This window comes from Nitrosospira sp. Nsp13, assembly GCF_900101945.1.
Lineage (GTDB): Bacteria > Pseudomonadota > Gammaproteobacteria > Burkholderiales > Nitrosomonadaceae > Nitrosospira > Nitrosospira multiformis_D.
Genome location: NZ_FMVD01000001.1, coordinates 670,680 through 694,835, shown reverse-complemented (window position 1 = coordinate 694,835; position 24,156 = coordinate 670,680). Strand labels below are relative to the sequence as shown.

Annotated in this window: 23 protein-coding genes and 3 tRNA genes; 20 read left to right on the top strand and 6 right to left on the bottom strand. The window is 53.7% G+C overall.

All coding sequences use genetic code 11. The annotated features are described in order from the left end of the window. Window positions 1–467 precede the first annotated feature (467 nt). Both BLO43_RS03190 and BLO43_RS03185 read right to left on the bottom strand, forming a co-directional pair. Window positions 468–1,664, bottom strand: a complete 1,197-nt coding sequence (locus BLO43_RS03190; protein WP_090905741.1) for a tyrosine-type recombinase/integrase — start codon at window positions 1,662–1,664, stop codon at window positions 468–470. Window positions 1,665–1,827: 163 nt separating this feature from the next. Beyond that, window positions 1,828–1,902 (bottom strand) — tRNA-Val (locus BLO43_RS03185). 493 nt (window positions 1,903–2,395) lie between these two features. On the opposite strand from BLO43_RS03185, the gene BLO43_RS03180 reads away from it, so the two are divergent. After that, window positions 2,396–2,740: a DUF3024 domain-containing protein gene (locus tag BLO43_RS03180; protein ID WP_090905740.1), complete on the top strand. Its 345-nt coding sequence runs from the start codon at window positions 2,396–2,398 to the stop codon at window positions 2,738–2,740. 29 nt (window positions 2,741–2,769) lie between these two features. On the opposite strand, the gene BLO43_RS16695 is transcribed toward BLO43_RS03180, so the two are convergent. After that, a complete protein-coding gene (locus BLO43_RS16695) occupies window positions 2,770–2,928 on the bottom strand; it encodes a hypothetical protein (protein ID WP_175443835.1) in 159 nt (52 codons plus the stop codon). 4 nt (window positions 2,929–2,932) lie between these two features. Here BLO43_RS16695 and gltX point away from each other — a divergent pair, with 4 nt between their 5' ends. The 9 genes from gltX to BLO43_RS03130 all read left to right on the top strand — a co-directional run bounded on the left by gltX (window position 2,933) and on the right by BLO43_RS03130 (window position 11,638). After that, window positions 2,933–4,324 carry a glutamate--tRNA ligase gene (gene gltX / locus BLO43_RS03175; protein ID WP_090905739.1) on the top strand — a complete coding sequence of 464 codons (1,392 nt, stop codon included), beginning with the start codon at window positions 2,933–2,935 and terminating at the stop codon, window positions 4,322–4,324. Window positions 4,325–4,428: 104 nt separating this feature from the next. Further along, window positions 4,429–4,504: transfer RNA gene (locus tag BLO43_RS03170), tRNA-Ala, on the top strand. Between the two features lie 48 nt (window positions 4,505–4,552). Continuing rightward, window positions 4,553–4,628 (top strand) — tRNA-Glu (locus tag BLO43_RS03165). Between the two features lie 268 nt (window positions 4,629–4,896). Then, a complete protein-coding gene (locus BLO43_RS03160; protein ID WP_090905738.1) occupies window positions 4,897–5,079 on the top strand; it encodes a hypothetical protein in 183 nt (60 codons plus the stop codon). 556 nt (window positions 5,080–5,635) lie between these two features. Next, window positions 5,636–5,836, top strand: coding sequence for a hypothetical protein (locus tag BLO43_RS03155; RefSeq protein WP_090905737.1), 201 nt, complete (start codon window positions 5,636–5,638; stop codon window positions 5,834–5,836). Window positions 5,837–7,016: 1,180 nt separating this feature from the next. After that, window positions 7,017–8,807 (top strand): ABC1 kinase family protein, encoded by a 1,791-nt coding sequence (locus BLO43_RS03145; protein WP_090905735.1) that lies wholly within the window; start codon window positions 7,017–7,019, stop codon window positions 8,805–8,807. Window positions 8,808–8,882: 75 nt separating this feature from the next. Continuing rightward, entirely contained in the window at window positions 8,883–9,560 is a 678-nt protein-coding gene (locus BLO43_RS03140; protein ID WP_090905734.1) for an HNH endonuclease, read from the top strand. 25 nt (window positions 9,561–9,585) lie between these two features. Then, window positions 9,586–10,965, top strand: a complete 1,380-nt coding sequence (astB, locus tag BLO43_RS03135; protein ID WP_254773297.1) for an N-succinylarginine dihydrolase — start codon at window positions 9,586–9,588, stop codon at window positions 10,963–10,965. A gap of 352 nt (window positions 10,966–11,317) precedes the next feature. Further along, complete coding sequence (locus BLO43_RS03130) at window positions 11,318–11,638, top strand: hypothetical protein (protein ID WP_090905733.1); 321 nt, start codon at window positions 11,318–11,320, stop codon at window positions 11,636–11,638. Between the two features lie 186 nt (window positions 11,639–11,824). Here the strand turns inward: BLO43_RS03130 and BLO43_RS03125 are convergent, their stop codons facing one another. Further along, a complete protein-coding gene (locus BLO43_RS03125) occupies window positions 11,825–12,160 on the bottom strand; it encodes a YegP family protein (protein ID WP_090905732.1) in 336 nt (111 codons plus the stop codon). A 269-nt stretch (window positions 12,161–12,429) separates the two neighbouring features. Between BLO43_RS03125 and BLO43_RS03120 the strand changes: the two genes are divergently transcribed. The 4 genes from BLO43_RS03120 to BLO43_RS03105 all read left to right on the top strand — a co-directional run bounded on the left by BLO43_RS03120 (window position 12,430) and on the right by BLO43_RS03105 (window position 15,237). Next, window positions 12,430–12,807 carry a VOC family protein gene (locus tag BLO43_RS03120; protein ID WP_090905731.1) on the top strand — a complete coding sequence of 126 codons (378 nt, stop codon included), beginning with the start codon at window positions 12,430–12,432 and terminating at the stop codon, window positions 12,805–12,807. A 383-nt stretch (window positions 12,808–13,190) separates the two neighbouring features. Beyond that, the gene (locus BLO43_RS03115; protein WP_090905730.1) at window positions 13,191–13,442 is read left to right on the top strand and encodes a hypothetical protein; all 252 of its coding nucleotides are present in this window, start codon (window positions 13,191–13,193) and stop codon (window positions 13,440–13,442) included. Window positions 13,443–13,830: 388 nt separating this feature from the next. Then, a complete protein-coding gene (locus BLO43_RS03110; protein ID WP_254773296.1) occupies window positions 13,831–14,331 on the top strand; it encodes an NlpC/P60 family protein in 501 nt (166 codons plus the stop codon). Between the two features lie 492 nt (window positions 14,332–14,823). Continuing rightward, window positions 14,824–15,237, top strand: a complete 414-nt coding sequence (locus BLO43_RS03105) for a hypothetical protein (protein WP_090905728.1) — start codon at window positions 14,824–14,826, stop codon at window positions 15,235–15,237. 67 nt (window positions 15,238–15,304) lie between these two features. On the opposite strand, the gene BLO43_RS03100 is transcribed toward BLO43_RS03105, so the two are convergent. Both BLO43_RS03100 and msrA read right to left on the bottom strand, forming a co-directional pair. Next, window positions 15,305–15,766, bottom strand: a complete 462-nt coding sequence (locus BLO43_RS03100) for a universal stress protein (RefSeq protein ID WP_074632644.1) — start codon at window positions 15,764–15,766, stop codon at window positions 15,305–15,307. A gap of 259 nt (window positions 15,767–16,025) precedes the next feature. Continuing rightward, on the bottom strand, window positions 16,026–17,372 hold the full coding sequence (gene msrA, locus BLO43_RS03095) for a peptide-methionine (S)-S-oxide reductase MsrA (RefSeq protein WP_254773295.1): 1,347 nt from the start codon (window positions 17,370–17,372) through the stop codon (window positions 16,026–16,028). A 443-nt stretch (window positions 17,373–17,815) separates the two neighbouring features. Between msrA and BLO43_RS03090 the strand changes: the two genes are divergently transcribed. Genes BLO43_RS03090 through mnhG form a run of 6 tightly spaced genes read left to right on the top strand, consistent with a single transcriptional unit; the run spans window position 17,816 to window position 24,002 of the window. Then, window positions 17,816–20,803 carry a monovalent cation/H+ antiporter subunit A gene (locus tag BLO43_RS03090; protein ID WP_090905727.1) on the top strand — a complete coding sequence of 996 codons (2,988 nt, stop codon included), beginning with the start codon at window positions 17,816–17,818 and terminating at the stop codon, window positions 20,801–20,803. Then, a complete protein-coding gene (locus tag BLO43_RS03085) occupies window positions 20,803–21,147 on the top strand; it encodes a Na+/H+ antiporter subunit C (protein ID WP_090905726.1) in 345 nt (114 codons plus the stop codon). The genes BLO43_RS03090 and BLO43_RS03085 overlap by 1 nt, the downstream gene beginning before the upstream one ends. Continuing rightward, window positions 21,144–22,877, top strand: a complete 1,734-nt coding sequence (locus tag BLO43_RS03080; protein WP_090905725.1) for a monovalent cation/H+ antiporter subunit D — start codon at window positions 21,144–21,146, stop codon at window positions 22,875–22,877. Before BLO43_RS03085 ends, BLO43_RS03080 begins: the two co-directional genes overlap by 4 nt. Continuing rightward, complete coding sequence (locus BLO43_RS03075; RefSeq protein ID WP_090905724.1) at window positions 22,874–23,362, top strand: Na+/H+ antiporter subunit E; 489 nt, start codon at window positions 22,874–22,876, stop codon at window positions 23,360–23,362. The genes BLO43_RS03080 and BLO43_RS03075 overlap by 4 nt, the downstream gene beginning before the upstream one ends. Next, on the top strand, window positions 23,359–23,640 hold the full coding sequence (locus tag BLO43_RS03070; protein WP_090905723.1) for a K+/H+ antiporter subunit F: 282 nt from the start codon (window positions 23,359–23,361) through the stop codon (window positions 23,638–23,640). Before BLO43_RS03075 ends, BLO43_RS03070 begins: the two co-directional genes overlap by 4 nt. Further along, entirely contained in the window at window positions 23,637–24,002 is a 366-nt protein-coding gene (gene mnhG / locus BLO43_RS03065; RefSeq protein ID WP_090905722.1) for a monovalent cation/H(+) antiporter subunit G, read from the top strand. The genes BLO43_RS03070 and mnhG overlap by 4 nt, the downstream gene beginning before the upstream one ends. Window positions 24,003–24,156: the final 154 nt, after the last annotated feature.

The window sequence follows — 24,156 nt, the reverse complement described above, 5'->3', positions numbered from 1 at the left end:
GAATCCCGCTAGGTCTTGAGTTATACAATGATCCTACTATGAGTCTACTAAGAACTAATAGAATGTTTTAAATTTCTTTAAGCCTTTGTTTATATAGCTCCACGACCAGGACTAGAACTCGGGGGCCTGTGGATTAACAGTCACGTTGATATCGCTCCAGCGTCTACATACCGTCTACATGAAAAGAAATGGCTTACGGATACTATCCGTAAGCCAATGATTCTATTGGTGCCGACACCAAGAGTCGAACTCGGGACCTTCTGATTACAAATCACTTGCTCTGCTGGGTGGCTAAATGCCAGCAACAATTAATACGGGTAAAAATATACGTTTTAAAAGTGTAGATTCAAGACTACCTTTGTTTCTAGGCTAGGTTAAGATGCCGGCTCTGGTCATAGTCTGTATTAGATCAACAGACCCAGACCGAAAGCAAAAGCCATATAGTGAGAGGTAAGTCCGAATTGTTGTTAAGCGAATTTACTGCCAGACCTTAGCAAATCTAAATAATCTGCCCATTGCTGCATCATTCTTCTACGCTCTTTTAGAAACTTCGTACGGTTATATGCAGCGCCCAACGTATCAGAAACACGGTGTGCTAACTGGTGTTCGATTATTTCAGGAGCAATACCGATTTCTTGATGGAGTATGGTACGAGCCATCGCTCTAAAACCGTGCCCTGTCATCTCATTTTGCGTATCGTACCCCATACGTCTCAGAGCAGCATTTACCGCCGCATCGCTCATCGCCCTAGTATGACTCCGTGCTCCGGGAAACACAAAGTTGGTATGACCACTAAGGGCGTGCAATTCCTTTAGGATTTTCACGGCTTGCGATGCAAGTGGTACAAGGTGATCAGTTTTAGTCTTAGTGACCCAATATTTCCACTCGGCTCTGTCTAAGTCGAATTCCTGCCACCGCGCCTGTCGAAGTTCACCCGGTCGAACGAAAAGCATTGGAGCTAGTTTCAGAGCACATAGCACAATAAATGTGCCCTTAAAGCCATCAATAGCACGTAATAAGGCACCGACCTCCTGTGGTTCAGTGATAGCCGCGAAATGACCGCCATTCGCTGCGGGTAGGGCACCCCGGAGGTCTGGTGTCGGATCGCGCAAAGCGCGTCCCGTGGCCACGGCATAGCGGAACACCTGACTGCAATTCTGATGCGCTCTATGCGCCGTATCCAATGTTCCGCGTCCTTCTATTCGCCTCAATACATCTAAAACTTCAGAGGCGCCGATCTCTGCTATAGGTCTACCACCAATCCATGGAAAAACGTCGTTCTCTAACCGTCTAATGGTCCTCTCAGAATGACTAGTTGACCATCCCGGCCGATATTTGGAAAACCACTCCCGGGCGACAACCTCGAAACTGTTTGCTGCACGCTCTACTCTCGCAGTTTTTTGTACTTTACGATTTTCGCAAGGGTCAATCCTGTTGGCATGCAGCTTTCGCGCATCATCACGACTGGCACGCGCGTCCTTCAAACTGACGTCGGGATAGGCACCTAGCGAGAGCAACTTTTCCTTGCCATCAAAGCGATACTTCAACCGCCATAATTTGCTGCCAGCGGGGGTTATGTAGAGAAACATTCCCTTTTCGTCGGCCATCTTATACGGTTTGTTATGAGGTTTGGCCGTTCGGATAATGGTGTTGGTAAGCGCCATTGGGGGTATCCAATTATTCATTCTAAGCAATACCCCCAACTATACCCCCATTTATCGCCGGCTTGCAACAAATCTCTCTAGATCTATTTGGACGTGAAAAAGGCTGTAAACATTGTGTTTCATATGTTTGACAGATTTCGTTGGACTTCGTTGGACTATCTATTGGTGGGCGGTACTGGGATCGAACCAGTGGCTTCCACCGTGTGAAGGTGGCACTCTACCGCTGAGTTAACCGCCCATTGCGGTTGATTCCTTAATTCCATGGATAACTGCTCAGAGAGGCGCAATTAGAGCACGAATCCGCACTTTTGGTCAACGCGTGCGCTGCCTGCGGATAGCGCTAAGCCATGAACCAGGCGAGCAAAAGGAAGCTGTTGCAGCGGCAAACGCATTGGCTCCCTATCCTTACTCGCAAAACATACTGCTCCTGCCAGGGACATCCAAATATCATACAATGGCTTGATGATCAGCCGGCGGGATACATGGACCTGAATCCGGTAGCTGACCGCTCATTTAATAGATCAGTGTTAAGATTAATAACAATATTTCGTATTATTTGATACTTTCTGGGTGAGGCTGCTATGGGAAAATTGCACCGTTTTTGCGGCACATGGCTGTGTTGCCCACACACTTCACCTTGTCCAACTATCGAATTCAGGTCGAATCGGACTGCTGGAGACTGATGCCGTACATGTTGCGTTATACTTTACAAAAAACATGGACCGTATTTGATGCCATTATCCGAATTTGAGCGGGTGCGAATCGAGAAGCTTTTCAAAGCGTATTGCGAGAGCAAGGTTCCAGCTCACGTCAGGAATAAAATACAGGTCAAATTCAAAATCAGAGGAAGTGAAGTAAAGCTTTTTGAGTGCCGTCCTCATTTCGACGATCCCGCTACATGGGATGAAATGGCGGTAGCGCGCTTCAAGAAAGACGAAAAAAAGAATGTCTGGCTCCTGTACTGTGCGGATCGAAACAGCAGATGGCATCTCTTCGAGCCGTACCCGGAAAGCCGAGACATCGCAAGGCTATTGGCCGAGGTCCAGCGCGATCAAACGGGAATATTCTGGAGTTAAATATCGGAATTATAAAAGCTGCTAAGGTATCACACACGAGGTATCCAGATTTCACGCAGGTCGCCTGTCATGATCAACGCGCAGAGCACCAAGTTGCTACCCACGGCAACATTAGCCACGAATGACTCAGCATTACCTGTCTGGGTCGCGTAAAATGGCGGTCTTTTCCAATCGCCAGGAATCAGCATCACTATGATCCGTACCCGTTTTGCTCCCAGCCCCACCGGCTATCTTCACATCGGCGGCGCGCGTACCGCGTTGTTTTCCTGGGCTTATGCCCGCAGGCACGGCGGCAAATTTATTCTGCGGATCGAGGATACCGACCTTGAACGCTCCACGGCGCAATCCACGCAGGCGATACTCGATGGAATGGCCTGGTTGGGGCTGGACTACGATGAGGGGCCGTTTTACCAGATGCAGCGGCTATCGCGCTATCACGAGGTGGCGGAGCAGTTGCTGCGGACGGGGAATGCGTATTATTGCTACGCCAGCAAGGAAGAGCTGGATGCGATGCGTGAGCAGCAGCGTGCGGCGGGGCTGAAGCCCCGGTATGATGGACGCTGGCGCGATTCGAAACAAACACCACCCGCCGGGGTGAAGCCGGTGGTGCGCCTGAAGAATCCGCTCGATGGCGCGGTTACATTCCGTGATCTGGTCAAGGGGGAAATTACGGTCGCGAACAGCGAGCTGGACGATCTGGTGCTGCTACGCGCGGATGGGGTGCCGACTTATAATTTTGGCGTGATGATCGATGATCTGGATATGAACATCACCCATGTGATTCGCGGCGATGATCATGTCAATAACACACCGCGCCAGATCAATATTCTCAAGGCATTGGGAGCGCCGTTGCCGCAATATGCGCATGTGCCGATGATACTGGGATCGGATGGCGAGCGGCTTTCGAAACGCCACGGCGCGGTTTCGGTGATGCAGTACCGGGACGACGGCTATCTGCCCGAAGCGCTGGTGAATTATCTCGCGCGGCTCGGCTGGTCGCATGGCGACGAGGAAATATTCAGCCGCGAGCAGTTGGTCGAATGGTTTGATCTGGCGTCGATCAATTGTTCGCCAGCGAAATTTAATCCGGAAAAACTGCAATGGCTCAACCAGCAGTATCTCAAAATTGCCGATGATGCGCGCCTGGCGAAACTCGTCATGCCTTTTCTTGAAGCGGATGGTTGCAACGCCGCTGTGGGTCCTGACCTGCAGAAAGTGGCGACCCTCCTCAAGGAGCGCGTTAATACCGTGGCGGAACTGGCTGATGCGGCTGTATATTTCTACCGTTTTCTGGAACCCGTCGAGGAACTGAAGGCGCAGCATTTCACCGTTGAGGCAAAACCGGCGCTGGTTGATCTGATGGAGCGGCTTGCCGTTATCGAATGGGATAGCCATGCCATTCAGGATGCGATCAAGGCTGCCGCCACGGCCCATGGGTTGAAGATGCCCAAAGTGGCCATGCCGCTGCGGGTGATGGTGACGGGCGAAGCGCAGACGCCATCGATAAATGCGGTGCTGGAATTGCTCGGCAGGGAAGAAACACTCAAGCGCATGAATGAGCGGCTTGCCTACTTTCCTGCCTGAGGCCTTCATTGTTTGACCCCATTTGTCCTGTTCCGCTTTACGTTGACTGGGGCAGGGCGGCTCAGTATAATTCGCCTTCCTTTTGTCGGGTATTGGCAGGTATCGGGGGTATAGCTCAGCTGGGAGAGCGCTTGCATGGCATGCAAGAGGTCAGCGGTTCGATCCCGCTTACCTCCACCAGATTTCGGCAAAGGTGTATTTGTTGCAATCGGTTCAGAAAGTCCTTTAGTCCCCATCGTCTAGAGGCCTAGGACATCACCCTTTCACGGTGAGTACGGGGGTTCGAATCCCCCTGGGGACGCCATCAATTCCCCCAAAGCTAGCTTGATTTTGTAGTGAATACAACAACTTAGCGTTTGGGAGTTGAGTGTAATACGCTCCACGAGGCCGCGCAGCAGGTCTTTGAGTGTATTGCAGTCAAGGTCTGGTATGCCGACCATCGCCGATAGCATCACCTATACGTCGGATTCCTTTATTTCCTGCATTGCCTTGGATTGCTGCCGCACTACTTCAAGTGTCGATAGCTGGTCAGAGGTTACTCGCCAAAAACTCAATAGCGCCTCGGAGAGGATATGCCAGATTCGATCGCAGCCGCCAACAAAGCCAAGAATGCGCTTGAGGATCTGATTCTAGAGAAAATCAGAGCGTTTGAATCGGAGTATGGTATTGGTGTACAGAGCGTCGATCTTGTCCATCGAAACTGTATCGGCTCCTCGATTACCGTTGCAAGCGTGAGTTTAGTGGTAGAGATTTAACGGAACATCGAACCCAAGATCCATTTAACCGGTGTTTATTTCTTAGCACATTTCAGTGTTAATTCTCGCGAACGAATTATTTCGCTGTCCAACGTCACTAGATCTTACCCGCTACCTCCTAATAGTTACAGTTACACGGCACAGTAGAATCCTGGATTGCAAATGGGTGTTGGGCTGCAAATTCAGCTGGCGTGTTATTGCCAAGCGAGCTGTGCGGCCATATTGAGTCGTAATTCTTCGCCATACTTCGATCAGAATGCGTGCTTAATGCAGGGTTGAAGATCAATGGTCACTCAGACATTCACCCCGAAAGTGTCCGTTGAAGCTTTCGCCGTCTAGCTCCCGCACATAGCGAAGGTAAACGCGAAAAAACCACTTAAGTGGGGAACCGAACAGATTGTGTCTGAAAAACGGCAGAGAATCTGTCGCGGAACATTGGTATTTGTCTTGCATTCCCTCCCCAAAGAGTAAAAAGGCGAGGTTGGGTGAATAGTGGCGGCGGATATTCATATCTACCCCGGATTTTTTTGCTGGTTTGTGCTTAAAGGAGCAAACGGTGAGAAAGCAGAAATACGATTTATCAGACTATAATCCCGACCAGTTTGATGACTGGCTGGAAATCAGCACAACTAAAATGCTCAAGCGTGCCCAGCGAAAGAAAGCGCCATATGAGCTTATGAGTGAGCTAACAGTTCCCACGCGGGCAGCGGGGAAAACCACTCAACGACGGCGCACACGCAGCGAACAATTCTCCTGATGCCTTAGGACTGGGACATCGCCTGTTAATGGGTGATCGCCGTAGGCCGGAAGCGAGAAACGCCACACGCAACATGCCAGCTCACGCGGCGTGAATCAGCAGAATGCGCCTTTGCCGCGCGATCATCAGAAGAGCGACGCCGCCAGGTAAGACAATGAGCCCGCTTGAAAAAGTGGAAGATGGGAACCTCTGAAGCTGGAGATTTATTCAAAGGTTCCCCACATCAGGGGCTGCCGGCAGATCAAGCCGCAGAAATGAATGGCGCGAACCCAAGCTCGATCGTGGCTTGAACATCCCCGGCAGGCTAAAGTTTTCTCAATTCATCGTACTCCCTGTTGCAATAAACCTGGAAAACCATTCGAGCACATAGACGGTCTAACGAACAGTTGTAACAATTTGCGCGGATCATGCTACGGAATTATCTTAACTACGTGAAAGGTAATGCCATGGACAACATGATTTATTGGGGCACCTTTATTTTGATTCTCCTGGCCGGTTCGGGGGCTTTCGTAAGCTGATCGGTTATAGCAGGGTCACGGGCGGCGCCTCGTATGTTGTATGAGCGCGCGCAGCCGATCAAGTAGGTTATAGGTATGCGACAGGACTACGACCGCTCACCCGGATTCCCACAAAGCAGGTTCTCCGGGTGAGCGGATGCGAATGACTGATAGCCTATTGCCGGTTTATACACAGGTCGATACAGTTGATTCCGGCCTTAGTCGGATCACTGTTGTCTGAGTATCGTCCACGCAGACCATCCCTCCGGGGCACATAATTCCGCTGAGCTCTCCGCAGGGCTGCTTCACTTTGCTTGCCGGCGCGCCGGCCACGCAGATACCCATGCAATGGGTACCATCCTTGGTGGGATCGCATTTATCGGATGGATTATCTAGCGCATTTTCACTCCGTCCAACTACCGGATTTAGGTTGAAAGAGCCCGTCATTCGGGCGGCATTATATTGATGAATAAGCTTGCGTGGTTCTGTGCGGTTGCCCATTTTTCCAGCTGTTCATAACAAGTATCTGCTACCAGGGATTAAGGTTTAAGGATCCTTGTGCGTTTGGATGGGGACAATAAGACTCATCATGGTTATAATATGATTTCTAATCATCATATTAGATGAGTCCTATTTATGATCCATTCCGATCGATCGAAGCATAGATTCCTGAGGGATATTTGATGCTTTGGCAGGCACTGGTGGCGGCCCGTGATCTCGGGCGCTTGCAAGAGATTGCATCGATCCTGATTCGTTACGGATTCGGCGATATGGTGCGCCGGATGGGGCTTGCCAATTTGCTGGAGCGGACTGGCCGGGTATTGCACTGGCATGAAGCGGGAGAACTGGCTCATCTCCCTCCTCACGCGCGGGTGAGGAGGGCATTGGAGGAAATGGGGCCAACCTTCGTCAAGCTTGGTCAGATTCTCGCTACCCGCGTCGATCTTTTCGAGCCTGAGTGGATCGCGGAATTCAGCAAACTGCAGGACAGCTCGCCTGCTTCACCTTATCCCGAAATCCATCAGCAGCTAACCGAAGATCTCGGCGCCCCCCCCGAGGAAGTGTTCGCCGCGTTCGATCCCCAGCCGCTGGCAACCGGGTCCATAGCGCAGGTGCACCGTGCCCGCCTGGAAGAAGGCGGCGAGGTGGTGGTAAAGGTGCGGCGGCCCGGTATCCGGTTGGTCATCGAGGCGGATCTGCGCTGGCTTTCAAGGCTGGCGGAGGCCATTGAAACGGGAAATTCGGAACTGCGCTATGTTCATTGGCAAGAGGTCGTCAGGCAATTTACCCAATCGCTTCGGCGCGAGCTGGATTTTGGGGTCGAATGCCGCAATGCTGAACGCATCGCGATGAATTTTTCGGGCTATTCGGGCCCGGATCCCACGTATGAAACATCCGCCGCCGGCCTTGATGCTGTGGCGGCTACGGACGGGACCGGCTTCGCGCCCCCTCTCATCGTTATCCCTCGCGTCTATTGGCAATGGACAGGCGAGCGGGTATGCGTGCAGGAATTTATCGACGGCATTCCCGGCCGCGATCTCGCCGCCGTGGATCATGCCGGTCTTGATCGCAAGATCCTTGCCAGCCGTGGCGTGCATGCGGTGATAAAGATGATTGTCGAGGATGGTTTGTTTCACGCCGATCCGCATCCCGGCAATATTTTTTATTTGCCCGGCAATCGCCTCGCGTTTATCGATTTCGGCATGGTAGGCCGGCTTACTGAGGAACGCCGTGACCAATTGGCCCGTCTCCTGTTGGGATTGGTTCAGCATGAGCACATGCGTGTTGCCGATGTGCTGCTCGATTGGACAAGCGGCGGCGGAATGGGTGGCGACATCAATGAGGATGCACTAACGAGTGAAATCGGGACATTTGTCGATCAACATCTCGGCGTGCCATTAAGGCAGCTGAAGCTGGGCAATATGCTCTCTGATCTGGTGACTATCCTGCGTGCGCATCAGCTTTCTTTGCCGCCGGATTTGGCGTTGTTCGTCAAGACTTTTATTACGCTGGAAGGCATGGGGCGCGAATTGGATCCGGAGCTGGATCTGGCCGGGGAAGCACTGCCGATGCTACGGGGTGCGCTGGCTGCCCGTTACGTGCCTGCGGCCATGGCCAAGCGAGGCTGGCGTGCGGCCGCCGACATAGCCACCCTCATCGGTGATCTACCTCGAGATCTTGCCAGGTTGGTGCGCTCTGCCCGGCGTGGCAGACTGGATATTCACGTAGAGGTCGCGCATCTCAAACATGTGGGAGACCAGTTAGGTGCTGCCGCCAACCGCTTGGTCATTGGTATCGTTGTCGCGGCAATTATCGTGGGCTCGTCCATTGTCATGACCGTATCCGGCGGCCCCACCTTGCTTGGGCTACCTATCTTTGGGCTGATCGGTTATTCGTGCGCGACAATCGGCGGGATATGGCTTCTGCTTTCCATTTCGCGCAGCAACAAGGCGGACCGCGACAGAAAGCCTTGATCACGATGTTTTTTGTAAGACTGTATGGTGATCCATTCCGAATGAATGACTCCATTATGTTAATAGGATATCAGGATGAATGATGAGTGGAACGACGAAGAACTTAAAGCTTCCGTGCAAGCCTACGTCGAGATGCAACGGGACGAGCGTTTAGGCCAGCCTTTCATAAAGAAACATTACTATAAGCGGCTTGCGGAGGTATTCGGCCGAAGTGAGAAGGCATACGAGTACCGGATGCAAAACATTTCGTATGTGCTTGCGCTTATGGGGCGCAGCTGGGTGACGGGTCTCAAGCCCGCTCGAAACATTGATGGCGCCGTTGCGGCACAGATCGAAAAATTTCTGTGGGAAGTCCAGAGCCAAAAGGCGATCCCCGTTGCCGCTTTCAAGATCGCGGTACGGGATGAACTCAAGCAAAAAACTCCTGCTATTCCAAGCGGCAACGCCAAGCCGAAATCCCGGCGTGTGACGGTCACGCAATTTCGATGCAATGCGCCTGTCACAGCGTGGGTATTACAGCAGGCGGATGGGATGTGTGAATGCTGCGAGAAAGCCGCGCCTTTCAAGAACGTTGATGGACTGCCCCACCTTGAATTGCATTACATGCGGCAACTGGCCGATGGGGGACAGGACGTCATCTCCAATGCCGTGGCGCTATGTCCCAATTGCCATCGTGAAATCCATCATGGGGCCAGCGCCCATGCACTGGTGGCCTGGTTATACGATAATGTTGGCAGGCTGATCCCGGAATAGGCACGCTACAGCGTGGCGACGGCACATGATCGTCAAGCATTTTAAAACGTCTGGTACCTGCGTGAACGCGGCTGAAATTAATTTTGATGGCCTGGTGGGCCCCACGCATAATTATAGCGGGCTAGCGGTGGGAAATATCGCGGCGGCGGAGAACGCGCTGACCGGTTCCAACCCTAAAGAAGCGGCACTCCAGGGCCTGGCAAAAATGAAACGTCTTTCCGATCTGGGGATCAGACAAGGCGTGCTGCCGCCACAAAGCCGCCCGGCTGTTGATATGCTCAGGAAGGTGGGTTTTGCCGGCGATGAGTTATCCGTTATCAGTCAAGCCGCCGCGGCCGCGCCTATACTGCTGCGTGCATGCTACTCCGCATCCAGCATGTGGGTCGCGAATGCCGCCACGGTTTCGCCGGGCGCGGATACCGATGATGCAAAAGTGCACTTCACGCCGGCTAATCTGCCGACCCAATTCCATCGAAGTATTGAGCCACCCGCCACGTCGGCGATACTCAGGAAGATTTTCAGCGAAGAACGCTATTTCGAACATCATGATCCGCTCCCGGCAGGTCTTTATTTTGCCGATGAGGGTGCGGCGAATCATATGCGCCTGTGTCCGGATCACGCCGACACCGGTCTTGAGATTTTCGTATTTGGCCGATCCGCTGATCGAACCGCGCCAAGGCCATTGAAATTTCCCGCCCGCCAATCGCTGGAAGCGTGTGAAGCGATTTCTCGCCTCCATAAGATCAAGGCAGGTAGGAAACTGTTCATCCAGCAGAGTCCGGCCGCTATCGACGCCGGCGCATTTCACAATGATGTGCTTGCTGTCAGTAACTGCAACGTTCTGCTCTATCATGAGGCGGCATTTGATGATGGATGGGAAATCGAAGAAAAAATAGCGGCGGCATGCGATTATCCGATTCAATTCATAAGAGCCACTGAATCCGAGATTTCCATTGCTGAGGCGATAAGCACCTATCTGTTTAATAGTCAGCTGATCAGTCTTCCTGGCGGGGAAATGATGGTATTGGCGCCCATTGAATGCGAAAGCTGCGATGCGGCACGAATTTTTCTTGAGCGTGTCGTCCAGGATGCAGCCAACCCCATTACGCGCATAGAGTATGTAAATTTGCGTCAAAGCATGAAAAATGGCGGCGGGCCGGCTTGCCTTCGGCTGCGTGTCGTACTTGCCGAGGCGGAATTCGAGGCTGTCACCAGGATGAGCCGCGTTATTCTCGATCAGCTCCTCTACAACGAGCTCAAGGTATGGATCGAGAAAAATTATCGTGAACGCATCTCACCGCCGGATCTGGCGGATCCGTTACTGTTGCGAGAGAGTCGAACCGCGCTGGATGAGCTCACGGCTATACTTTCGTTGGGATCGATATACGATTTTCAGAAGGGATAGCGTAAATCCCACTCCCACTCCCACTCTCATAGCGACGCGATTTAGAGGCTCGTTATTTCAAGCAGTTATCCAAACCAGGATTCAGGGTTCACCAGGATTGGCCCCGTGTTGCACATCGGGTACGGTAACGGGAACTGGTAACGGGAACTCTTCCGTTGCATGATAGTCACATTGATAATAGGGATTTGTAAGTGAGTAGTACTGAAGTCCGATGGGAAGTCGTGTCGGAATGAGTAAGATGTAACAAAAGGCGTTATATGCTTGAACTTGGAGGCAGGTGATCTCTGCCAAAGGTTCGTTTTAGTTTGACTGTGGCTGAGATAAATATGCAGCTTTTACATAAGGAGGTGGTATGCGTAGCACAATCGTAATCATTGCACTGATAGGTTTGATGTCGTTGATGATGGATGCAGTGCAAGAAACCGGGACAGCGCCTGATCATGCTCTGTTGTCAAGTCACACATCCATTCAGGATTTCACCGTGGCAGCCACCACATTGGATACGGATGCCGCTGAAACGGCAAGCCGGAATCAAGGCCCTGCGCATCTTATGGAGATAAAAGGAGTCTCTGAACTGGGAACTCTCGTGCTTCTTGGCGTTGCCCTGGCCGGTCTTATCTGGGCGCCCCAGCGCAAAACTCAGAAATCTCGCGCCCGCCGCGGCATCACCTGAAACCGGAACTCAATTCATTCCCGTTTCAAATTAAACCCGCTTCAGGCGGGTTTTTTGACGCCTTTAAAAATATTCAAATCCGCGGACTCTGGTCAGGCTGCCTATGTAGGCCGCGCCAGCTCCAACCGGCCTGAATCTTCAGTCTGGGAATAAGAAGGGCCTCCTGATGGAGGCCCTGTTTGAAGGTTAGTCCGTGGTGTCGTTTATCGAAGCATCCGGCGCATTTTTCTTAACCGACTCTATGCCGTTATCCCGGGCGGATTCCGATTCATAAGACTCGCTCGTGCCGATTATCTGATGGTTACCTGATTTAAGGTTGAACCTGAATTTGCCGCTTTCGGTTGTTTTACGTTCATAGCGCGCGTCGTCAGGAGCGTTTTTCCTGACAGACGCTATGCCGTTGGTACAGCCGGATTTAGCCTTGTAGCCTTCACTTGCAAGAATAGATTGGCCGTTGCTCGCCTTTAGTCTGAATCTGAATTCACCCGCCTTATCTTTATAAATCTCGAATTTCCCAGCCATCTTGAAATCCCCCTCTTATTGTTATAAAGCCTGAAAAAACTACATTTGTCTTAACTATTTGATTTAACGTAGTAATATTCTGAGTCTCGAATCGTGCCTAAATAAACATAAAGCAGAAGAATCAACGCAGAGCAAGTGGCTATGGTTGACATTCCTATTATGTGCCAGAGATTATGATCTGAAAAGCAAATTTGCCAGCTATCGTTGAAATGCGGATGAAGGTTCCCTATGATTGGGGTAAAGGGGCCTTTCGTCAATGGAGAAAAATTATGACTATTACGTTAAATCATACCATTGTGCCTGCACACAACAAGGTGGAATCCGCCAGGTTCTATTCCAGGGTATTCGGGTTCGATTACATAGGTGAGTTTCACCATTTTATTGTGGTGAAGGTGAACGATACACTTTCTCTGGATTTCGATACTAACGAAAATTACGGTCCTCATCACTATGCATTTAAAGTGACCGAGGAGGAATTCGATGGAATATTCGAGCGCTTGAAAGCTGAAAATATTCCCTATGGCAGTGGTCCCTTCGAGCCGGAAAATATGAATATCAATCACAATGATGGCGGACGCGGTGTTTATTTTCGTGATCCCGGCGGGCATTTGCTGGAAATGTTGACGGTTGATTACAAGATGCCGTGAGTCATTTTGGCGACTTATGCTGCCATTCCGATCCGGGCTGGACATGGGCGATGGGATGTAAATAACGCATAACAAAGACCTTGGCATGCAAAATCCAGCATCCCTTGCACGCCACCTCTCAACAAGCCAAGGCATCATTGTTCCCCGCCCGATCCTGTTCTGCGGTCTAGCTTGGCTTACTGTTCGTTGCCGTCCTTTAGTGAGACAATTCATCTCGGAATAACCATTTACAAAAAATGGTTTTTATGCTATAAAAAAGTACGGCAACCGGTGGATGACTTTCCAGCAGTTGGGGGGCTGTAAGTATTATGAATCGCTGTCCAGCCATGGATTACGCTGGTTGTGCGTAAGGTTTCATTTTACGCATATTGAAGGAGGTTCATATGAAAACCATACGTTCATTATTTTTTTCCTTGCTGATTGCCATGGGTTTCTCGTTCGCCGCATTGGCGGGGGAACCCAATCCAGCGGCTATCGGTAGCGAGCCGTCCAAGATGAAAAAAGCTGATCAGAATAGTAGCTCGAAGGCTATACCCGGCCGCGATTGCCCTCCGGAAATGACTCATGAAAAAAATGCACAGCCTGCTGGAACACGGCACCGCGGGCCGCAACATACGGGGGTGCTAAAAGAGTGACACAGAAGTCATCGATTATCCCGATTAATCACTGATTCTTTTCATGGCGCCCCGTGCCGACTGGGTATGGGGGCGCTGTTTCTGCCGCACTGTTTTGCTTTCATTTGGCTTCCGTGGGGCAGCGTGCATTATTGCCCGGGATGACGTCATTCATCGTAATGACGTGGTGGCAAATGAAGCTGTCTATTGCTGAGCTTGCGCATAATCCTTTAGAATTCGTCAGTGTCCGGATATTTCACCGGGCCGGTCCAAGAATAGGATGATTGAACGGGACGCCGGGCTATCTCAGTGTCATGAATATTTCTTGGCGGCACGGTTGATCAGGATATTACCGGGAGAATGGTTGTGTCGCAGAGAATCAGTTTATTCCGTATGAAAATCGCTTGTGATGAATAGACTGTGGTGGATGGTGGGCGTTCTCATCATCACGGCTCTCGCCGGTTGTAGCAGCGTTCCGGAAAGAGGGGCGCCCAAGATCGTCTACGTACCTGGTGCAAAGGTGGACCTGAATAATTCTGCGCTGGTGAAGGAAAGCCTTTATGCGCAGTACAGTCAATGGAAAAATACCAAATACCAGCTTGGTGGTTTGAGTAGAAATGGCATCGATTGCTCCGGTCTCGTTCATGTCACTTTCAAGACAAAACTGGGCATCGTGCTGCCTAGATCGACGGAATTTCAGGCGGAGCTGGGGCAAGACATCGACAAGAATCAGCTACGGGCAGGTGATCTGGTATTTTTCAAGACTGGTATATCGGTCCGGCATGTGGGCGTCTATCTGGAGGATGGCAGGTTTTTGCATGCATCGACAAAGCACGGCGTTATTATTTCCCGTTTGAGCGAAGCCTATTGGAAATCCGCCTACTGGAAGGCGAAGCGGCTGGATACCTGAGAAATCTCTGAACCAATCTCCCCGGTTTATAGGAAGCCTTTATCGCAAATGGCGCGGTGGCCGTGAAAGCGGTGCCTTGAATCCAGATAATCCATTTTTTGAATACTTTTCGATTTCCGACGAGGCGGCGTATCTCTTCCGGGTAAAGTGGCCGGATTGCGGCCAGGCTATCAGACCTCATCCCAAGCTCTTGCTTCTTACCCGCTCTTGTTCAGTCCGCGCCATTTTGTATGCGATCTCGCCTGCTGCGTGGTTGCCGGGAATAATGACACTTTTACGCCGGTGGATTCAAGTGATCATTATAATAAGCTGTTTTTAAACTATTAATTATGATGTTTAGCATATGGCATGCAAGTTGCTTCAGATCGTAGATATAGTATGGTCCAATTTTGATTGGACCGGTACAGGCGCTGCCTGTAACCGTGCCGGTGAAAACCGGATGTTAACTGCCAACCGGATGTTAACTGCCTTACGGCGGAGCGGAGAATAATAATGCAGATGCGACAAGTCGTTACCATGATCGGAATAGGTTTCTTTATGCTTGCGGGATGCAGAAACACGCCTCCTTTAGTGCCGGTACCCCAGGTCTCAACGCCTCCGTTAAAAACAACGGTGGGAGATATCACCAAAAAGGCCGCCAAGGAATACTCGATCTGTGTCTGGTCGAGTGCCGAAAAGATGAGAGCAGGTTCGCCCGATGCCCGTCTGGTCGTGGATACAGCGGAGAACTCATGCAAAAAGAATGTTCAGCGACTACAGTTGGCATTGGTCGCCGAAAAAACGGATCCGGTTTTTGCCCAGTCCTATGTGGACACAATAGTAAAAAATGCAAAAACCGAAGCGATGGTGCTCGTCCTCACCGGTAATGCAAAGGATGCCAAAGACAGGGACATAAAGCAGCAGTAGCAAACTTACTCCGGCGGAGCCGGCGCAGACGCGACGGCTCGATTTTCATGTCAGTCCTTGTATTTAGTCAGGAAGTCTGGCGGTGCTTGACGGTAAGGACCGGGCAGGCAGCGTGTCTGACTACATATTCCGCGATACTTCCCAAAGTTAAATGATCCCATCCGGTATAACCATGCGTGCCGAGGATGAGCAGATCGGCATGGTGTTCAGCGGCGACCCGGACAATTTCCTTACCCGTGGGGCCTTCAACAAAGATGGTTTCAGCCTGCATATCCAGCGACTCCGCCAAGGCCTCGAGGGATTCTTTTCCTGCCTGCCGGGTCTTATCGAGGCTGGCATCCACCCATTGTTCGAATCCAGGTGTGAAGTAGTAGGGCGAGGGGACCATCCACCCGCTTGGCTCAAATACATGCAGAACCTTGAGTTCCGCCTTTAGCGATTTGGCCATCCATACGGCATGGCGAACGGCGTCTTGAGAAGCCTCCGAAAAATCGGTGGCCAGGATGATCTTCCGGATGAGTGGTTCCATGAGTGCCTTCCTTATTCAACAAGAATCGGATTTCCCGTGATGCTGGAAGTAACGGGTTGGCTCGATTCCACCACCGCCCGTTAATTCCCAGCTGATATTATTGTAGGAGGAGTAGAGCGAAGTGCAAGCCATCAATGCTGATTCGTCGTTTCACCAAGCTTCACGCCGGTATCCGATCATGGTTCGATGAATCGGGCGTAGCCTGATGAGTTGCGCTCCGCTCCACCCATCCTACCGATGAGATAATGAGGCGCCGTTATTATTTCTTGTCGGGGACAAACTTCAAGACGTTGCCGTTGATGCAATAACGTTTGAAGGTGGGAGCGGGCCCATCGTTGAATACATGCCCGAGGTGGATGCCGGAGCTTGCGCTGCGCACCTCCACCCGTCGCATGCCATGCGTCTTGTCTTCGTGTTCGGTAACAGCCCCTTCAATTGGATCGAAAAAACTCGGCCAGCCTGTTCCGCTTTCAAATTTGGCATTGCTGAGAAAAAGGGTTGCACCCGTGATGGGATCCACAAATTTTCCGGGGCGCTTCTCATCCAGGTTAGTGGCGGTGAAGGGGGGTTCAGTGCCTTGCTGGAAGGCTATCTTTCGTTGTTCAGGCGATAGCAGCTGAAAGCCCAGCCACTTCCAGAAATTGGCTTTCTCACCATTGTAGCCGGTGTAACGGGTCACTTCCTTGCCATCCTTGAACAGCACAATGGTCGGTGCGGCGAGCAAGGGTTTCTCCAATTCCCAGCCAGTGGGCGGATTGGCGTTCATGGTCGCAACGACGGGGACTTCGGCTTGCCAGTGGCTTAGTATGTCTTTGTCGAAGAGCTTGCAAAACTCGCAATTCTCAGCCTCGAACACGACGAGTTGCTGAGCGAAATTCAGATTGCCGCCATCCAGGCGCGCAGAGGATACGCCTGCGGTAGTGGCAGGGGCGCCATTCTGCGCAACCTGCTCAGCCGGTTTGGAATATTTTACGCCGGTACCCCCCAGACCACAGTAACCATCGGGATTCTTCTTCAGATAGTTCTGATGATATTCCTCAGCCGTAATGTAATTTTTCAGGGGCAGAATTTCAGTGGTTATCCGGCCGATGCCCGCGGCATCAAGCGCCCCTTGGTATGCTGCCTGGGTAGCCAGGGCCGTGGTTTTCTGGGCAGCATCATGATAATAAATCCCGCTGCGGTAATTGCTCCCGATATCGTTTCCCTGGCGGTCGCCCTGGGTGGGATTGTGGCTTTCCCAGAATTTGCCTAGAACCGTTTCCAGCGTTACTTTAGCGGGATCGAAAGTCACCTTGACCACTTCCGCATGATTGCGCGCGTTTGTTTTGCCGATGCGAAGCGCTCTTTCATGATTAAGGATATCCTGATAACCAGCACCAGGCAGGTCGCCCCCCGCATAGCCACTTTCCACGTCGATGACGCCGGGAACTTCTCCCATGCGTTTTTCGGCGCCCCAAAAGCAACCCATGCCCAGGACGATAAAATCTGTTTTCAAATCTGTTTTCTGAGCGGATGTCACGGTTTTCTCCATCGCATAAGCGGTGATGATAATGCTTAAAGCGGCTGCCATGGCGATCGCAGCTTTCATTTTGAGCGCTGATTCCATTGTTTGATCATGGTGAATTCGACATCCCCGGGCGGTGTTGGTTCTTTCGTTAAAAGGCCGTTAAAGGGATTGCCCAATACATGCGCTGGTTTTATCGATAAGCGTCCTTTTCGATGTTACTTGCTTTTTGCTGCAACTGCCATAAAAGCACCATTAAACCGTTATCCATACCTATTTCCTTTTCGGTGCCGGGCAATCTTTTCAAATATCCGTGCCGCTGCAGGAACCAGTTCTCCTGGCAAGTATCTCATCAGATAGTGATATTATTGGGGCTGGCATGTTAACTGCTTAGCCCGGGTCGGAGCGTATCGCTCGCTTCTGCCCGCTCTGCCTTCATCTCAACGTATCTGACGCTTTTGCCCGCACATGGCCATATCCGATGGATTGGCGGGACGGTCAGGGTTTGCTCGTTCCTGGGAGAATCAAACCGGAATCAACATGTCATGTCATTAATCTGGATTGTCGTCCTGCCATTCGTGGGCAGTCTCTGCGCCGCGCTTGTGCCTTCCCACGCCCGCAATGCCGAAGCCTGGCTTGCGGGCGCGATCGCGGTTGCCTGCGTCACCTTGACATTGCAATTCTACCCGCAAGTAGCCGAAGGGGAGGTGGTGCGGGAGACACTGCAGTGGGCACCCGGGCTAGGTCTGGATTTCACCTTTCGCATGGATGGTTTTGCATGGTTGTTTACCATGCTGGTAACCGTGATGGGCGCGCTGGTGGTGCTGTATGCGCGCTACTACATGTCCGCGCAGGATCCGGTGCCGCGTTTTTTCTCATTCTTCCTGGCTTTCATGGGAGCCATGCTCGGAGTGGTGCTGTCAGGCAACCTGATTCAGCTGGTGGTGTTCTGGGAGTTGACCAGCCTGACATCATTCATGCTTATTGCATACTGGTATCATCGTTCCGACGCGCGCCGCGGGGCCCGCATGGCACTGACCGTGACGGCAGCCGGCGGGTTGTGCCTGCTTGCGGGGGTGCTGATATTGGGGCGCATCACAGGCAGTTACGATCTGGACGTGGTACTGGCTTCAGGCGATCTGATTCGGGCGCATTCATGGTATCTGCCGGCGCTGATCCTGGTGGCACTCGGCGCGCTGACCAAGAGTGCCCAGTTTCCGTTTCATTTCTGGCTGCCGCATGCGATGGCGGCGCCCACGCCTGTATCCGTTTATCTGCATTCCGCGACGATGGTCAAAGCAGGCGTGTTTCTGCTGGTGCGGCTCTGGCCCGCACTGGCAGGCACCGATGAGTGGTTCTGGATCATTGGCAGCGCGGGTCTTTGCTCGCTGGGGCTGGGCGCATACATGGCAATTTTTCAACGTGACATGAAGGGCGTGCTGGCCTATTCGACCATCAGCCATCTAGGGTTGATTACGCTGCTGCTCGGACTTAACAGTTCGCTCGCATTGATCGCGGCCATTTTTCATATCATGAATCATGCCACATTCAAGGCATCGCTGTTCATGGCGGCCGGCATGGTCGATCATGAGACCGGCACGCGCGATCTGTCGCGGCTGAGCGGCCTGTACCGCGCAATGCCTCTTACCGCCACGCTCGCCACGGTGGGGGCCGCAGCGATGGCGGGCGTACCCTTGCTCAATGGTTTCATCTCGAAGGAGATGTTTTTCACCGAGACGATATTCATCAGCGGCAATGCGATCATGCGCATCGGCATGCCGGCAATGGCCGTGATCTGGGGAGTGCTCAGCGTTGCTTATTCATTGCGTTTTATACTGCAGGTTTTTTTCGGGCCGCCCGCCACGGATTTGCCAAGGAAAGCGCACGAGCCGCCGCTCTGGATGCTGCTTCCCAGTGCGTTGCTGGTATTGACCTGCCTTGTGGTCGGCATGATCCCCGCGAAAACGATTGGACCATACCTGGATATGGCGGCGCGATCCGTGCTGGGGCCGGACATGCCTTTCCACAGCCTGGCGGTTTGGCATGGCTGGAACCTGCCGTTGATCATGAGCCTGGCGGCAATGGCCGGGGGCGTCATCTTGTACCGGATGCTTGGAAAATATCATCATGGCACCGCAGTGGTGCCGTTGATAGACCGCTTTCACCTGGACGGCAAGCTTATTTTTGAATATCTTCTTACAAAGCTGGATTCATTGGCCGATGGGCTGACGCGGTGGCTGTCGACAGAACGGCTGCAAGTGCAATTGCTGCTTCTGATCTGTGCGGCATTTGCATGTGCGCTGATCCCCTTGTCAAATGGGGGGCTGCCCGCGGGCAACATGGCTGTGGCGCCGGTTGAACCCGCTTTCGCGCTGATGTGGCTCGCTGGTGCCGCCTGCGCGATCGGTGCCGCCACCCAGGCCAAGTACCATCGCCTTGCGGCACTCAGCCTGGCGGGTGCGGCCGGGCTGGCCACCTGCATGACCTTCGTCTGGTTTTCCGCACCAGATCTAGCGCTAACCCAGCTTATCGTGGAGGTGGTGACACTTGTCCTGCTCCTGCTGGGCTTGCGCTGGCTTCCCCCGCGTTATAAATCGGTGGATGATAAACGGGTTCCGCTCCGGGTGCGCCTGCGGGCCCGGACGCGGCGGCTACGGGACCTGGTGCTGGCGATTATTGCCGGTACCGGACTGGCCGCATTGAGCTATGCGGTATTGACACGGCGGGCGGGGGAAGGCATTTCGCCGTTTTTTATCGAGAATTCCCTGCCGTTGGCCGGGGGCGCCAATGTCATCAATGTGATCCTGGTGGATTTTCGGGGTTTCGATACGCTGGGTGAGATCACGGTGCTGGGAATCGTGGCGCTGACGGTATTCGCGCTGCTGCGGCGGTTCCGTCCCGCGCCCGAAAGCGTGGGATTGCCGATCCAGCAGCAGGAGCAGGATGCGCAAAGCAGCGGATTGCCGTCGGACCCGCATACATTACTGCCAGCGGGACCGATGCGGCTACCGGGGGTGATCGTGCAGTTGCTGTTGCCGGTTGCAGGCATGGTGGCGGTTTTTTTCCTCCTGCGCGGGCATAATGAGCCCGGGGGCGGGTTTGTGGCCGGATTGATTGTGGCGACGGCGGTTATCCTGCAATATCTGGTGGGAGGTACCGCCTGGGCGGAATCGCGTACCCGGATTTTTCCGCAATACTGGATCGCGCTGGGCCTGTTGTGCGCCTCGGGAGCGGGCTTCGCGGCATGGCTGGCGGCGCGTCCGTTTCTCTCAGCCCTGACATGGCATGCGGCCTTGCCCGTAATCGGCGAGCTGCATCTTTCCACCGTACTGCTGTTTGATATCGGTGTATTTCTGCTGGTGATTGGCGCCACGGTGCTGATCCTGGTGGCGCTGGCGCACCAATCGCGGCGCGGACATCGCAAGCACGGCACCGCATATGTGGAACCTGGAGCCAGACTGGCAACGGCGCCAGTTCCAGAGGCCCCACAGACCCCGGCCGGTACTTCGGCATACGCCGCCAAGGAGAATTGATGGAAATCATCTATGCCCTGGCAATAGGCGTATTGACCGGATCGGGCGTGTGGCTGCTGCTGCGTCCGCGCACCTTTCAGGTCATCATGGGCCTCACCTTGCTTTCATACGCGGTGAACCTGTTTATTTTCGGGATGGGGCGGCTGACCGTGGGGCTCGTTCCCATCATCGATATCCTCAGGCAGGCCGATCCATCCCTTTACGATGATCCCGTGCCGCAGGCGCTGGTTTTGACGGCGATTGTGATCGGCTTCGCCACCACGGCACTTTTTCTGGTGGTGTTGCTGGCTTCACGCGGCCTGACGGGCACCGATCATGTCGAGGGCGAAGAGCTCGAGCCATGAATACCTGGATACAGCACCTTCCCATATTTCCGGTAGTCATCCCGCTGGTGGCGGGCGCGGCCATGCTGCTGTTCGCCGAAGCCCGGCGCACGGAACGCGCAATTGTGGCCCTTTGCGCCGCGCTGGCCAACCTGGCGGCCGCAGTGGCGCTGATCTATGTGGTCAGCGATGCAATGCCCGAGATCTGGCCTGACGGCATCAGTGTTTATTTGCTGGGCGGCTGGCAGGCGCCATTCGGCATCGTGCTGGTGGTAGACCGGTTGTCGGCGGTGATGCTGTTGCTGAACGCGGTGCTGGCACTGGCATCGCTGGTGTATGCGCAGGCGCGCTGGAAAAAGATGGGGCCGCATTTTCAGTCGCTGTTCCAATTTATCGTCATGGGAATAAATGGCGCGTTCCTGACCGGTGATTTGTTCAATCTGTTTGTATTCGTGGAGGTGCTGCTGGCTGCTTCCTACGGCCTGGCGCTGCACGGCTTGGGTGCGGCGAGGGTCAAGGCGGGCCTGCACTACATCGCCGTCAATCTGGCGGGGTCATTTGTTTTCCTGATCGGGGTTTCATTGATCTACGGCGCAAGCGGAACGCTGAACATGGCGGACCTCGCGGCACGCGTTCCGACATTGCCGGATGGCGACCGTATCCTGTTTGAAGCCGGCGCGGCGATCCTGGGGGTGGCTTTTTTGCTCAAGGCGGGAGCGTGGCCGCTGAATTTCTGGCTGCCGGCCACTTATAGCGCCGCGGCCCCGCCGGTGGCGGCCATATTTTCGATCATGACAAAGGTAGGGATTTACGCGCTGCTGCGATTGGGTTCGCTGTTGTCCGACCCGTCCATTTCATCCGGCAATTTGGGTGCTCCGGCCCCGTTCGGCGACGGCTGGCTGTTCGGTATCGGACTGGTCACACTTGTACTGGGCACTGCCGGTATGCTGGCCGCACGCCAGCCACAGCGACTGGCCGCCTACTGCGTCATCGCATCGGCCGGTACGCTGTTGACGGCGCTCGGTCTGGGTGGCGCCGGGATGAAGAGCGCGGCATTGTTTTATCTGGTGAGTTCGGTACTGGCTACGGGTGCTTTTTTCATGCTCAGCGAGATGATCGAGCGTACCCAGCGATCCGGCGAAAACGTTCCGGAAGATGCGGCTGAATCATTCGATCTTGAAGAACCGCTTGATCCCAGCCGCCCCGACGAAGCCGTGGGAATTGTCATACCGGCGGCAATGGCATTTTTGGGCATGAGCTTCATTGCGTGTGCGCTTCTGGTGACGGGGTTGCCGCCATTATCGGGTTTTGTCGCGAAGTTCTGGATTCTTTCCGCCGCACTGGAGACCGTGCCGTCCGACATGCCGCTTGAGGCGCTGCCGACATCGATATGGGTGCTGTGGGCGGCAGTGCTGGGATCCAGCCTGATCGGGGTCGTCGCGCTGTGCAAAATGGGCGTGCGGCTGTTCTGGAACTCGGGTGAGATCGTGACGCCGCAGCTGCACCTGGTCGAAGCGGCACCGGTTGCCGTGCTGCTGCTGCTGAGCGTGGCGCTGGCGGTGGGGGCGGGACCGGCGTCGGACTTTCTGGGTCTCGCGGGACATTCGTTGTCCTCGCCGCAGACATATATCGACGCGGTATTGGGAGGCGGTCCGTTATCAAATGCCTTACACGAGACAGAGATCATCGAGGTCATCGAGGTCATCGAGGGACTGGGGGGAGTGGGGGAAACAGGAGGAATAGGGCGATGAAACGCTGGCCGTCCCTGACGCTATTCACGGTGATGCTGCTCGCCTTATGGCTCCTGCTTAACGATACGCTGGCGCCCGGTCATCTGGTGCTGGGCCTGGTACTGACGGTTGCCATCGCGCTCGGGACGGCGGCCATGCGGCCATTACGCGCCCGTCCCCACCATCTGCTGGCGGCGGTGAGGCTCATTTTCGTCGTATTGTTTGATATCGCCCGTTCCAATATTGCCGTCGCGGGCATCATTCTTGGGCCCCTGAAGCGACGTTCCAATTCGGGCTTCATGAAGATACCCATTGATCTGCGTGATCCATACGGGCTGGCGGCGCTGGCTTGTATAATTACTGCGACGCCGGGCACCATCTGGGCCGGCCTTTCGGCGGATGGGGGTGACCTGACGATTCATGTGCTGGATTTGCAGGATGAGGAAACCTGGATTCGAACGATCAAGCACCGTTACGAACGTCCACTGATGGAGATTTTCGAATGACTACACTGCTGCCCTGGGCTCTATCCTTTGCGCTGATGGCTTTCGCACTGGCCATGCTATGCGCGGCGATCCGCCTGTTGCGAGGGCCAGCCGCTGAAGACCGCGTACTGGCGCTCGATACCTTATATGTCAATGGTATGCTAACGATGCTGACGCTGGGCATCCAGTTCGGCTCCAGAATCTATTTCGATATCGCCCTGCTGATCGCGCTGTTCGGTTTCGTCGGTTCAGCCGCGATGGCAAAGTTCCTGCTGCGCGGGGAAGTGATCGAGCCATGAACATGACGGACATTCCCTGGTGGGCGGATCTGTTGGCATCATTGCTGCTTGTATCGGGCGGGGTGTTGACGCTGATCGGCTCTTCCGGCTTGCTGAGACTGCCGGATTTGTTTGCGCGCATCCATGGGCCTACCATGGGTAATACCCTCGGCCTGGGCTGCGTGTTGCTGGCGTCGATATTGATTGCTTCCGTGCAGGCACACCGGTTCATATTCCAGGAGGTGCTGATTGCGCTGTTTGTGATAGCCACATCGCCCGTGACTGCGATGCTGCTCATGCGTGCAGGGATATACCGCAGACGCGAGGATGGCGTCAAAAAAGTCACGCATGCCCCGGATGGAGCCGAAGGAGCCTCCGAATAAACCTTTTCACCATGCGACGAGTTGCGAGATGCCAAGGACAGCTGATCCGCTTCTTGCCACGCCCTCACTCAAACAACACCTTGAATCCGCCATGAGGCGATGCAGGCGATAACTTCAGCATCCGCTTGACACTGATTGCAGCGCTGCTTTACTT